8 protein-coding genes and 1 pseudogene are annotated in these 12,873 nt (G+C 42.5%); all 9 read left to right on the forward strand.

Going from position 1 to position 12,873, the window contains the following annotated elements; translation table 11 throughout:
* The first annotated feature begins 536 nt into the window (after nt 1–536).
* Nucleotides 537–2,891 carry a TonB-dependent receptor gene (locus tag ND6B_RS11185; RefSeq protein WP_033103269.1) on the forward strand — a complete coding sequence of 785 codons (2,355 nt, stop codon included), beginning with the start codon at nt 537–539 and terminating at the stop codon, nt 2,889–2,891.
* 14 nt (nt 2,892–2,905) lie between these two features.
* The gene (locus tag ND6B_RS11180) at nt 2,906–5,059 is read left to right on the forward strand and encodes an FAD-dependent oxidoreductase (protein ID WP_033103270.1); all 2,154 of its coding nucleotides are present in this window, start codon (nt 2,906–2,908) and stop codon (nt 5,057–5,059) included.
* On the forward strand, nt 5,040–5,864 hold the full coding sequence (locus tag ND6B_RS11175) for a DUF547 domain-containing protein (RefSeq protein WP_033103271.1): 825 nt from the start codon (nt 5,040–5,042) through the stop codon (nt 5,862–5,864). Before ND6B_RS11180 ends, ND6B_RS11175 begins: the two co-directional genes overlap by 20 nt.
* Nucleotides 5,851–7,128, forward strand: a complete 1,278-nt coding sequence (locus tag ND6B_RS11170) for an ABC transporter substrate-binding protein (RefSeq protein WP_033103272.1) — start codon at nt 5,851–5,853, stop codon at nt 7,126–7,128. The genes ND6B_RS11175 and ND6B_RS11170 overlap by 14 nt, the downstream gene beginning before the upstream one ends.
* A complete protein-coding gene (locus tag ND6B_RS11165) occupies nt 7,125–8,840 on the forward strand; it encodes an ABC transporter permease (RefSeq protein WP_033103273.1) in 1,716 nt (571 codons plus the stop codon). The genes ND6B_RS11170 and ND6B_RS11165 overlap by 4 nt, the downstream gene beginning before the upstream one ends.
* Nucleotides 8,841–8,864: 24 nt before the next feature.
* Entirely contained in the window at nt 8,865–9,503 is a 639-nt protein-coding gene (locus ND6B_RS11160; RefSeq protein WP_033103274.1) for an ATP-binding cassette domain-containing protein, read from the forward strand.
* Nucleotides 9,504–9,531: 28 nt separating this feature from the next.
* Nucleotides 9,532–10,182 carry a CDP-alcohol phosphatidyltransferase family protein gene (locus tag ND6B_RS11155; protein ID WP_033103275.1) on the forward strand — a complete coding sequence of 217 codons (651 nt, stop codon included), beginning with the start codon at nt 9,532–9,534 and terminating at the stop codon, nt 10,180–10,182.
* Nucleotides 10,175–10,963 carry a sterol desaturase family protein gene (locus tag ND6B_RS11150; protein ID WP_033103276.1) on the forward strand — a complete coding sequence of 263 codons (789 nt, stop codon included), beginning with the start codon at nt 10,175–10,177 and terminating at the stop codon, nt 10,961–10,963. Before ND6B_RS11155 ends, ND6B_RS11150 begins: the two co-directional genes overlap by 8 nt.
* A 271-nt stretch (nt 10,964–11,234) precedes the next feature.
* Nucleotides 11,235–12,716: pseudogene (locus ND6B_RS11145) on the forward strand (glycoside hydrolase family 16 protein); the annotation flags it as partial.
* Nucleotides 12,717–12,873 lie beyond the last annotated feature (157 nt).

Here is a 12,873-nt window from a genome sequence, read left to right on the forward strand (position 1 = left end):
TTTAATCGCGGCGCGAGGTTTGTAGCCTAGTGGGCTAAGTAAAAACCGAGCAACAAAGAGTAAATCGCCCCTAGGCAGAACCCGAAGGGCAGGGTCTGTTTGGCATTTATGCTGCGTTATCGCCTATTTATGGGGAATAACCACACTACACAGGCTCTGCCTTGCCTAAAAGCCAAACATACAGCTGCAAATTCAACCTCGAAAGATAAACAGGCCCTTTACATCACTATAAACACCCCACACCGAAGCGATAATAAAGACCACTGCAAACGATTTTGTACATCAGTATTCATTGAACCTGTCATAAAATTTCCTTAAAAAAGATATAAATAAACTAATAAGCAATAAAGACCGTACAAACTCCCTTTTATTTCATAATAATTGTAAATAGCTGTTAAGCTTGTTTAATAAATCGATTAACAAAGCAGCTATTTTTAATATTTTAATAAATAACAATATTGTTAAATTGCTGAAAGTTATTTTTAAGCCTTTCGGTCTTTTATAACCATCAACATACAATTACAGAGAGAAAACGTTTGAAATATTCATACTTGGCCGTATCTATAGCCGCTTTATTAAATACACCCGCTATTGCTTTTGCTACAACAAAGCCAGTAACAGAAAATGCTATAGAGCGTATTGAAGTAGCGGGCCAAAGTTTAAATTCTCAAGGACTTTCTGTTAAAGATGCGACCATAAATGGCCCCTTTGGCGATAATTTAGCACTGCAAGATATAGCACGTTCAGTCACGCCTATTTCAAAAGAGCTAATAGAACAACTTAACATTACCACCTTGCAAGATGTACTTGCTGTGAGCCCTAATACGTATGCCGCCAGTGGCTTTGGTGCACCAAGCTTACCCACTATTCGTGGCCAATTAGGTGAGCTTTTTCAAGATGGAACTCGTCGCCAAGCAGGTAATAACGGCTTTGGTGTGCCGTTATCATTTAACGCGGTAGAACAAATAGATGTAGTTAAAGGCGCTCCTCCAGTATTGTTTGGTTCAAGCCAGCGCAATGGTGGTTTTGTAAATTTACACTCTAAGCAAGCCTCAACTGAAGAACACAAAGGTAAAGCGAAGCTCTCTGCGGGTCGTTGGGATCAATACACCGCTCAGCTTGATTACACCGCACCGATTGTAAAAGACAAAATTGGTTTTCGTGTGAGTTATGAACACCTTGATCATGGAAGCTACTACGATTACTCAGGGACTAAAAGTGACAGTCTTTTTGCAGCACTGCGAGTATTGCCTGATGATAAAAGCAGCTGGGATATTAACTTTGAGCTATATCAGGTTGAGTTTACCGACAACGCAGGTATTAACCGCCCTACTCAAGCACTCATCGACCATGGCCTTTATATTACCGGCCAAGGCGTTCAAGCAAACGGCAGCACAGTACCCGCAGCGGGTTCAATTGTATCTCCAACAGGGTTAGTTAACATTGATCGCAGCACGGTACTTACCGATCCTGATAACCAAAACGAAGCCACTACTTACCTATTACACAGTATTTATAAGCGCGAGCTTTCAAATAAAGCGTCGCTTAAAAATATTAGTTATTTTCAGCACTTAAAACGTGATGAAGTGGCTCAAAACAGTTTTGTTGAAATTATAGATGGTGCCGATACCGCACAAAACCGCACTGAACTAACGTATCAATGGAATAATGAACAGCAAACTATCTTAGCCTTTGATGTACGCTACAACAAAGTACTTGGCTACAGCCAATTTACCACCGAGGCCGACACACCAATTGATTTAACGGGTCCACTTTCAAACCGTCGTATTCCATTAACCGATGCGCAAAAAGCACGCTTAGTTGAGCTGCGCCCCGGTGTATTTGTATCCCCAGGTGGTCAATACGATATAAACGGTGATGGCAGTGGTGATTTTAACTTATCAGACACCACCGACTCGCGTTCTTGGCAAACTGGCTTTGCTATACAACAAGACTCACAGTGGACAAATAAATTACGCACCAGTGTGGGTTACCGCCTTGATTATTATGATGTAGAAGCACACGACCCGATTGCACCACAAGGACAAACAGCAGCCAGTGATAGCATTAACGACACGCTGCAATCTGGCCAAATCAGTTTTAATTACAAGCTCAATACTGATTTTACAAGTTACGGCGCAGCAAGTTACAACGAAGCGACTTCAAATAGTATGGCCGGTGGTAACACCTTAGGTGGTGACAACACGATTAGTGCGCAAAACTTTGCAACCGAAAACACGCTGGTAGAATTTGGCTTAAAATATGCGCCTACCAACAGCGATTGGTATGCAGATGGCGCCCTATTTAGCCAGCGCCGTAGTTTACGCAACCGCGATGGCAGCAATACCGGTATTCGTACCTCAGGTTTTGAAGGCCAAGTATTTTACGACGCTTACCCATATTGGTTAAGTGCAGGTTATAGCTATATTGACGCGCGCTACGATAACTCTGCGACTGGCCAAGACTCGGCGCAAATTGCTGATGCGTTTGATAACTCACGCCCAGATATTATTGCCGGTAATGGTATAGGCGCGCCAAGTTATACAGCGTTTGCCCCTTCAAATAGCCAAGTACAAGGTATTCCTGAGCAATCGTTAAGCGTTAATGGTAGTTATTCAATTAATGAGAAATGGCAGGCAGGTTTTTCAGCTTTATATACAAAGAGTTACCCGCTAGATTTTTTACAAACAGTGAAAATTCGTGACCAATTCACGTTAAACGTCAATACCAGCTACGCGTTTACGCCTAGCACTAAATTGCGATTAGATGTGAACAACGTCACAAATCAAGATAACTGGCGTCCAGTGTTTGAAGGCGGCTATTTTGGCGCAACATTAGCATTCCCTGAATTACCAATAAACGCCAAGCTTACCCTAACGCATAACTTTTAAGCCCAAGAGATAATATGATTAAAAAACTATTGTTAGTATTGATTGCAGCAGCCGGTATTGGCATGTTCTTTCATTTTAATTTGCACCAGTTGCTTACACTCGATGGCTTAAAAGGGTCGATGGATCAGTTTAACCAATACAAAGCGCAATCGCCGTTGTTAGTTATTGGCGGGTTCTTTTTACTCTATGTGGTAGTAACGGCTCTCTCTTTACCTGGTGCAGCTATTTTAACATTGGCCGCAGGCGCATTATTTGGCTTAGTAGAAGGCTTACTGGTGGCGTCGTTTGCCTCAACGATTGGTGCTACCCTTGCCTTTTTAGTGTCACGCTATTTATTACGCGACACCATTAAAAAACGGTTTCCTGAGCGTTTAGCTGCTATCGATAAAGGCGTAGATAAAGAAGGCGCTTTTTACCTTTTTACTTTGCGTTTAGTACCGGTATTTCCGTTCTTTTTAATTAACCTATTAATGGGCTTAACCGCTATTAAGTCGTGGACTTTTTATTGGGTGAGCCAAATTGGTATGTTGGCAGGCACCTTTGTATTTGTGAATGCCGGTACTCAGCTTGCACAAATTGAGCGTTTATCGGGCATTTTGTCACTAGATTTAATTCTGTCATTTGCTCTATTAGGAGTATTCCCACTGATTGCGAAAGCGATTTTAAATGTATTTAAAAAACGACGGGTTTATAAAAACTACACTAAGCCCAAAAAATTCGACCGTAACATGATTGTTATTGGCGCGGGTGCAGGCGGCTTAGTTACCAGCTATATTGCCGCCGCAGTAAAAGCCAAAGTCACCTTAATTGAAGCCGGCGAAATGGGTGGTGACTGCTTAAACACTGGCTGTGTGCCTAGTAAAGCGATTATTAAAAGTGCAAAAATAGCACAGCAAATTCGCCATGGTGAAAACTATGGCCTTGAAAACACTACACCGCAGTTTTCCTTTAAAAAAGTAATGGCACGTGTACGTCAAGTCATTGCTGATATAGCCCCGCACGACAGCATAGAGCGCTACACAAATTTAGGTGTGGAGGTTTTAAAAGGCTATGGAAAATTGATTGACCCTTGGACAGTAGAAATTAAACTTAACGATGGCAGCACGCAAACTCTTACCGCTCGCACACTTGTTATTGCCACCGGTGCTCGCCCGTTTGTACCGCCACTGCCAGGTATTGAAGAAACCGGTTACGTTACCAGCGATACTTTATGGAGCAAATTTGCCGAGCTCGACGAAGCGCCCAAAAAACTGGTTGTTTTAGGTGGCGGCCCGATTGGTTGTGAGCTTGCACAAAGCTTTGCCCGTTTAGGCTCAAGTGTGACGCAAGTTGAAATGACTCAGCGCGTTATGATCAAAGAAGATGTTGAAGTGTCAGCTTTTGCACACCAATCACTGACCGATAGTGGCGTTAATATTTTAACCTCACACCAAGCGCTGCGCTGTGAAGCACGCGAGGGTAAAAAGTACCTAGTGGTGAAACACAACGACACCGAAATTGATATTGAATATGATGAGCTACTGTGTGCCGTTGGCCGAAGCGCACGCCTCAAAGGCTATGGCCTTGAAGAGCTTGGTATAGAAACTAATCGCACCATAGTAACTAACGACTACTTAGAAACACTCTACCCTAATATTTTTGCCGCAGGCGATATTGTAGGCCCGTACCAGTTTACTCACGTTGCGGCTCATCAGGGGTGGTACGCGGCGGTTAATGGCTTATTTGGCCACTTTAAGAAGTTTAAAGTAGATTACCGTGTTATTCCATGGACCACCTTCATTGATCCAGAAGTCGCGCGCGTAGGCCTAAACGAGCAAGAAGCGATTGATAAAGGCATAGACTATGAAATCACCCGCTTTGAGTTTGAAGAGTTAGACCGCGCCATTACTGAGAGCGCCAATAATGGCTTTATTAAGGTGATCACCCCTAAAGGAAAAGACAAAATACTCGGAGTTACTGTGGTTTCTGAGCATGCAGGCGATTTAATTGCTGAATTTGTTTTAGCCATGAAACACGGCCTTGGCCTTAATAAAATTCTAGGCACAATTCACAGCTACCCAACATGGGCAGAAGGCAACAAATATGCCGCTGGTGAATGGAAACGTAACCATGCTCCACAAACTGTTTTAAACATGCTTGAAAAATACCATGCATGGCGCCGAGGTTAAGCCTTTGTATACGTTATTGAAGCTTTTAGTTTTAAGTGCACTACTGGTCACGGCGTTTAAAAGTAGTGCACAAAACCTGCACGATAGTTGGAACACGCTATTAACTAAACATGTTGTCGCTATTAATCATGGGCACAGCACTGAGGTTGATTACGCTGCAATTAAACACGAGCATACCCAATTAAAAGCATATTTAAATACGTTAACAGCCATCACACCAGGTGAATTTAACACGTGGGACAAACACAAACAGTTGGCGTTTTTAATTAATGCCTATAATGCCTTTACCGTTGAACTAATATTAACGCAGTACCCTAATATTGAATCAATCAAAGAGTTAGGTAGCTTTTTTAGTTCACCGTGGAGTAAAGAGTTTATTTCGCTGCTAGGTAAAACACGCAGCCTTGATGATATAGAGCATGAGCTAATTCGTGGTAGTGGTAAATACAACGACCCGCGTATTCACTTTGCGGTAAACTGCGCCAGTATTGGTTGCCCTGCACTTCGTGAAGAAGCCTACTCGGCCGATAAACTAGAAGAGCAATTACACCAGCAAACTGTTCGTTTTTTGTCAGACAACACCCGCAACATGGCAACAGGCAATACTTTAAATGTATCGTCTATTTTTAAATGGTACGGCGGTGATTTTGAACAAGGCTTTAAAGGAGCAAACACATTACACCCGTTTTTAGCACAATACGCTGATGCATTAAAACTGCTACCCGCTCAACAAGAAGCGCTGCAAAATAATGACATGAAAATTAAATTTTTAGATTACAACTGGAATTTAAATGCACGTCGTTAAGCCAATACAAATACTCAGCCGATACTGTTTTTTGAGTATTGCTTTGTGCATTGTTTTAATTGTTAGCTTTAAAACCATGGCAACCTCTCCCTCTGATACTCGCTGGCAAACTATCCAAAGCCAAGGTAAAAACCAACCCGTTTATTTTTATGCATGGGGCGGCGATCCGCAAATAAATGCCTACATTCAATGGGTGGCTGAGCAGGTCAAAGCGCAATATGATATTGAATTAGTGCATGTAAAATTAAGCGATACCAGCGAAGCAGTAAGCCGGGTATTAGCAGAAAAATCAGCCAATAATCACGTTCAAGGCAGTGTCGATTTAATTTGGATCAATGGCGCTAACTTTGCCGCTATGAGTAAGCATGACTTGCTGCTTAAAGACTGGGCCCAGACGCTGCCAAATTTTGCATTAACCGATCCTAATAATAACCCCGCGGTAAACTTTGATTTTGGTTTGCCTACAAACGGGATGGAAGCGCCTTGGGGGCAAGCGTCGCTCACTTTTTATTACGACAGCCTAGCAATAGATGGCAGCACAACGAATCAATTACCCACCACCCTAAATCAGTTATTAACTTGGAGCGCGCAAAACCCTGGGCGTTTTAGTTATCCAAAGCCGCCTGATTTTTTAGGCATGAGCTTTTTAAAATACGTTTTAGTGGTACTACATAACAACAGCGATGATGAATTAAAAGCACAGCTAAACCAGCCAGCTACAGATAAAAACACCACTGAGGTGCTCAACCCTTTGTGGGTATTTTTAAATAAATTACACCCTACGCTTTGGCGCAGCGGCAAACATTTTATGCAAAGTGGCGCACAAATGCGCCGCTTAATTGACGATACTGAGCTTAGTATCGGGTTTACCTTTTCAGCGCCAGAAGTGCCCGCTGCAGTACAACGCTTTGATTTACCCACCAGCACCCGCAGTTATGCTATGCATGATGGCAGTTTAAGTAACACCCATTTTGTAGCAATACCGTATAATGCAAGCCATGCACAAGGCGCACAGTTAGTCGCTAATTTTTTATTAAGCCCTCAAGCGCAAGCTCATAAACAAAAGCCCACTATTTGGGGCGATAAAACCGTGTTGATCCAATCAATGCTAAATACCCAGCAACAAGCCTTATTTAAAACCACACAACCGCACCCAAGTGCGCTGCCCTTTAATAGCATAAAACGCACACTCAGTGAGCCTCACCCAAGTTGGGTTAATGCCATAATGCAAGGTTGGCAAACGCGCTATGGGGTAAGTCAATGAATAAAGTACCCACTTTAAATAGCCTATTTACCTTTTTGGTCAAAATAAGTCCTTACTGTTTGGTCGCATTGCTTACTTTACCCGTTTTAGGGGGGGTAATCGGCGTGCTTTTACCTGCCTTTGGTTGGGCGCCGGCACTCAATGAAACAAATATTGGCTTAGCAGGATTTAACGCATTATGGCAAACGCCTGGATTAACACACATGGTAGGGCTGAGCATACGAACAGGGCTTATTAGTACCTTAATCGCGTTTGTGCTGATGATCATTATGCTTGGCGCGTTTTTTAATAGTGCGTGGCTTAAACGCATTGAATATATTTTAAGTCCAATATTGGTTATTCCGCATGCCGCTGCCGCGATTGCGGTGAGTTTTTTAATTGCGCCATCGGGGTTATTTACTCGTTTATTTTCTCCATGGTTAACTGGCTGGCAATTAGCGCCAGAAGGCGCGTTACCTTACGACGCTTTTGGCTGGAGCATTATTATTGGGCTTGTGCTTAAAGAGTTACCTTTTTTACTACTGATTGCATTGGGTGTTTTGGCGCAACCCGAACTTGGCAAAAAGCTACGCAAGCAGCATCAAATTGCGGTTAATTTAGGTTATTACCCTATGGTGGCGTTTTTTAAAGTGGTGCTACCCAGTTTATACCCACTGTTACGTTTACCTATTTTTGCAGTACTTGCTTATGCCAGCGCCAGCGTTGAAATGCCACTCATTCTTGGCCCAAATACACCACCCACTTTAGCCGTTGCTATAATGCACTGGTTTAACGATGTAGATTTAAACCTGCGAATAAAAGCCTCGGCGGGTGCCCTGTTACAATTAGCGGTCACTGTTGGACTACTCTTAACGTGGCTATTGCTTGAAAAAATCATTGCTCTAGTTTTTAAGCAATCACTTATTAATGGCCGTCGCCAGTATGCACATCAACTGATCCGCACGTTTACTCATGCATCCACAAGTCTAATTTTAACGTTTATTGTTGCTGCGCTAATTGGGTTAGTGATGTGGTCAATAGCGGGCTATTGGCGCTTTCCGGATACCGTGCCCTCAAGCGTGGTATTTCTGCATTTTCAACATGCATTTACACAAATACATACTCCCTTGTTTAATACCTTAATAATAGGGGGAATAAGTACGCTGTTTGCTATCACTATGGTATTGCTGTGCTTAGAAGCCGAGCAGTTAAACGCGAAATCCATGTCGAAATGGACACAGTTAATTATTTATCTTCCTTTATTAGTGCCCAGTATTGCGTTTTTATTTGGTATTGTGTGGTTACAACAACTGCTCAATAGCCAGCATGCCTTCTTTAATGTGATATTTGTGCACGTTTTATTTGTTTTACCGTATGTTTTTTTATCTATTGCCGATAGTTACAGGCGTTTAGACCCTCGATTAGCGCGCGTTGCCGCAAGCTTGGGGGCAAGTCCCTGCAAAGTGTTTTTACAGGTTAAATTGCCACAACTATTCGCCCCTATTTTAATCGCGATAGCGCTTGGGCTGGCGATTAGTTTTGGCCAGTATTTATCTACACTTTTAGCCAGTGGCGGGCGTATAAGTACCATTACCACCGAAGCAGTAACCCTTGCTAATGGCGCAAGCAGACGTACCAGTGCAGTTTACGCCATTTTACAAATGGCATTACCGCTAATTGGTTTTGGTGTGGCATGGGTGTTACCTAAATACTTTTTTAAAGCGCGCGCTTAACTATAAAACCATTAAGGCTATTTAATGCAGTCATCATTACACATCAAAGATTGTCAGCTTTATCGTCAAGGCGAGCTGTTACTAAGCTTAAACGAGCAAGTAAATGGCGGCGAAATACTCACCATTATGGGGCCATCGGGCAGTGGCAAGTCAAGCTTATTAAATTGGCTTACAGGCTGTTTGCCCAAAGACTTTAGGGCACAAGGCGAAGTATGGCTAAATGATCAAAATATAGATAACACCCCCCCGCATTTACGCCATATTGGGGTGCTCTACCAAGACGCTTTATTGTTTTCGCATTTAACAGTGGCAGGAAATATTGCCTTTGCTATGCCCAAAGGCAATAAAAAGCAGCGTCTTGAAAAAATAGACCACGCCCTAGAACAAGTTGGCTTAACAGGATTGGCAGCCCGCCATCCCGACAGTCTATCTGGTGGGCAGCAAGCGCGTGTTGCACTGCTACGCATGTTGCTCAGCGAACCTAAAGCTATTTTACTCGACGAGGCTTTTAGTAAACTCGACACCCAATTGCGTGTTGATACCCGCGAACTGGTGTTTAGTCAAATACGCGAGCATAAATTGCCTGCCATTATGGTTACGCACGACCACAGTGACGCGGAGGCAACAGCTGGCAAAGTGATTACTTTAGGCACTGATGCTTAAAACCTGACTCATATTCAAGGCAATACGTATGTTAGATAAATTTGTTACCCCCATTATAAAGCCACTACTAACACCGGTTGTTATGCTCATTAATAAAAGCGGCATTACAGCTAATCAACTCACTGTTTTTGGTTTTTTAGTGGGTATATTTGCCGTGCCTTTACTTGCCTTTGAAATGTGGTATGGCGCATTAATCGCCATTGCGTTGAATAGAATTTTAGATGGACTGGATGGCGCATTAGCCCGCTATGCTAATCAAAGTTCTAGCGCGGGTGGGTTTTTAGATATTACTCTCGACTTTTTATTTTACGCAGCGATTCCACTGGGCTTTATTTTGGCTAATCCAGCACAAAATGCCATTGCAGGTGCTATTTTACTGGCTACTTTTATAGGTACCGGTTCCAGCTTTTTGGCCTTTGCAATTGCCGCTGAAAAATTTAAACTCGACAAACCACAATTTAAATATAAAAGTTTTTACTACTTAAATGGCTTAACCGAAGGCACAGAAACCATTGCCTTATTTGTTGCCTTTTGTATTTGGCCGCAGCACTTTGCCATAATGGCCAGCTTATTTGCTGCAGCTTGCGCCATAACGATTTTCACCCGTATTTATGGCGGTTATCACACATTAAAACAACAAGAAGCTAATATCAGTAAAACGGAGGCTACTAATGGCTAACGAATTATGGTGGCGGCTTGGATGTTTTGTAAGTATTTTAGTCATAATGATGCTGCTTGAGTGGCAAGCCCCTGCACGGCAATCGCCCATAAAAGCCACTAAACGTTGGGTTGCGAATTTTGGTCTTGTATTTACCTCTTCAGTGATTGCTCGGTTAGCGGTTCCTTTAGGGTTAACCGCCGCCGCGCTTTATAACCAAGAACATAGTATCGGTGTGTTTAATCAACTAACTATGCCTCTTTCAGTAGCAATTATACTTAGCCTGCTGTTGCTAGATATACTGATTTATTGGCAACACAGATTATTTCATAAAATTCCAATTTTATGGCGTTTACACCGTGTTCACCATGCTGATGCGCACGTAGATACAAGCACTGGGCTGCGCTTTCACCCTATTGAAATAGGTCTTAGCATATTGATAAAGCTTGCCGCCATAACTGCTCTTGGCGTGCCCGCCATTGCAGTACTTATATTTGAAATAACACTCAATGGGTTAGCACTGTTTAACCACGCAAATATTCGCTTGCCAAGCGCAATAGAAAAACCACTGCGCCTCATCCTTATCACCCAAGCGCTGCACCGCATACATCACAGCCAAAACCCCGAAGAAACAAACAGTAACTTTGGGTTTAGTGTAACTTGGTGGGATAGACTTTTTGGCAGCTATAAATCACAGGCAAGCCAGCCTGATAAACGTATTGCACTTGGTTTGAGCCAATACCCAAACCCCGCACAAAATTCATCATTGTGGCAATTGTTAATAATGCCATTTAAAAAATAGCAATACGGCTAATGAAAACGCCCATGTACACCTTTTAAACCTTTATTTATAACATTACTTGGGCGTTTAACCGTTCCTGTTAACAAAAACACCCTGTTAAAAGTAAATCAATTGTAAATTATTTAAACAAATTCTTGACCCAGTTAAAAATCCCCCATATTATTTGTAAGCGCTTACATTTATCACACATAAAAATGTAAGCGCTTACAAAAATGAAAAAATCAACAAATACACTATATTCTGACAATAATCAGTTGAACGGGGTTCAGTTATGAACATTGAAACAACACGCATTACTCGCCTTTTGGCTGCTATTTCATTAGCATCTCTGGCGGGTTGTGGTGGTGACGCAGCAACCACTACTACAGATATTGAAAAAGTAAACCCTACTGAACCAGTCTCTGACTGGCGTATGGTATGGAACGATGAGTTTGACAGCACTAGTATTGATACTAACAAGTGGAACTTTGAATTAAACTGCGCTGGCGGTGGTAACAACGAGAAACAATGTTATACCGACAGTGAAGAAAACGCCTTTATTAAAGACGGTGTACTAAACATAGTCGCCTTACCTGCAGAAGAAGGCGCAGAAAAACCATACACATCAGCCCGTTTAAACACCCGTTACAACGCAGACTTTACTTATGGCCGCTTTGAAATGCGTGCAAAGTTGCCTTCGGGTCAAGGTAGCTGGCCAGCTTTTTGGATGATGCCAACCGATGAAGAATATGGTACTTGGCCGCGCTCTGGCGAAATTGATATTTTAGAAGCGGTAAATTTAAAAACAGTTGCTGAAGATGGCACCGTTGAAGCTAATATTCATGGCACACTTCACTATGGTCGCGAATGGCCAAATAACTCAAGTTCAGGTAAAGCGTATACATTCCCTGAAGGGATGAATCCTGCAGACGATTTTCATACTTACGCAATTGAATGGCAAGAAGGCGAAATTCGCTGGTACGTAGATGGCTATTTATACGCCACTCAACGTCGCTCTGAAGTTCGTTACAATTCAAAAGATGAACCTGTTGGCTTAAAGCATAAAGGTTGGTTTGCTGAATACTTTGAACAAGGTAGCGGCGAGCTAACAACGCATTGGGATAATGCCCCATTTGATAAAGACTTTTACCTTATTTTAAACAATGCTGTTGGTGGTGATTGGCCTGAAAACGTAAATAACTTAGGCGTTGACGCTGCAGCATTTGCAGAAGGTCAAAGTTTTGAAATTGATTACGTGCGTGTTTACGAATGTGCCTCTAACCCAACCACAGGTAAAGGCTGTGAAACAGTACGCCCAGGTTACGATAGCCTAGAAGATGCACTTGTTGAAGGTAAAGCCCCTGTACCTACCCCGCCAAGTGATGGTGTTGCAAAGAATCTTGATATTTTTGATGGCAGCTTAAATGCCAACTGGATCGCATGGGATTGTTGCGGTGGAACAACACCAGAAACCATTACTGACGCTGACAAAGGCGACGTAATTAAGTTTAACATTAACGATAATAACGGGACTGTGCTTGGTTTCTCTACCCGCGGTGGTCACTTCCCTGATGATTTTACTGGCACTTCATCTCCATTTGATGCATCACCTCTACTTGATTTAAATGGTCGACTCACCTTTGATATGAAAGTAGTAACGCCACCAACATCTTCAACTACTTGGTTATTAAAAGCCGAAGCGGGTGATGGTGGTCCTAATACCGGCGATGTAGCCCTTAGCGATAGTAATGAAGGTGTTACTCCTGTTACTGGCCCAGACTGTGTAAAAACTAATTTTTAATAAATTGTCTTGGGTATGTTCTTAGTTTAAAACCATCTAGGATGGTTGCGATCGATTTTTTCTCAGTATTGCAATTTTCTCCGCGCGAGCGAAACTGCTATAGCAACGCTACTCTAATCGCTTTACTTAG

Origin of the sequence: Pseudoalteromonas sp. ND6B, assembly GCF_000764215.1 — a bacterium.
GTDB lineage: Bacteria > Pseudomonadota > Gammaproteobacteria > Enterobacterales > Alteromonadaceae > Pseudoalteromonas > Pseudoalteromonas tetraodonis.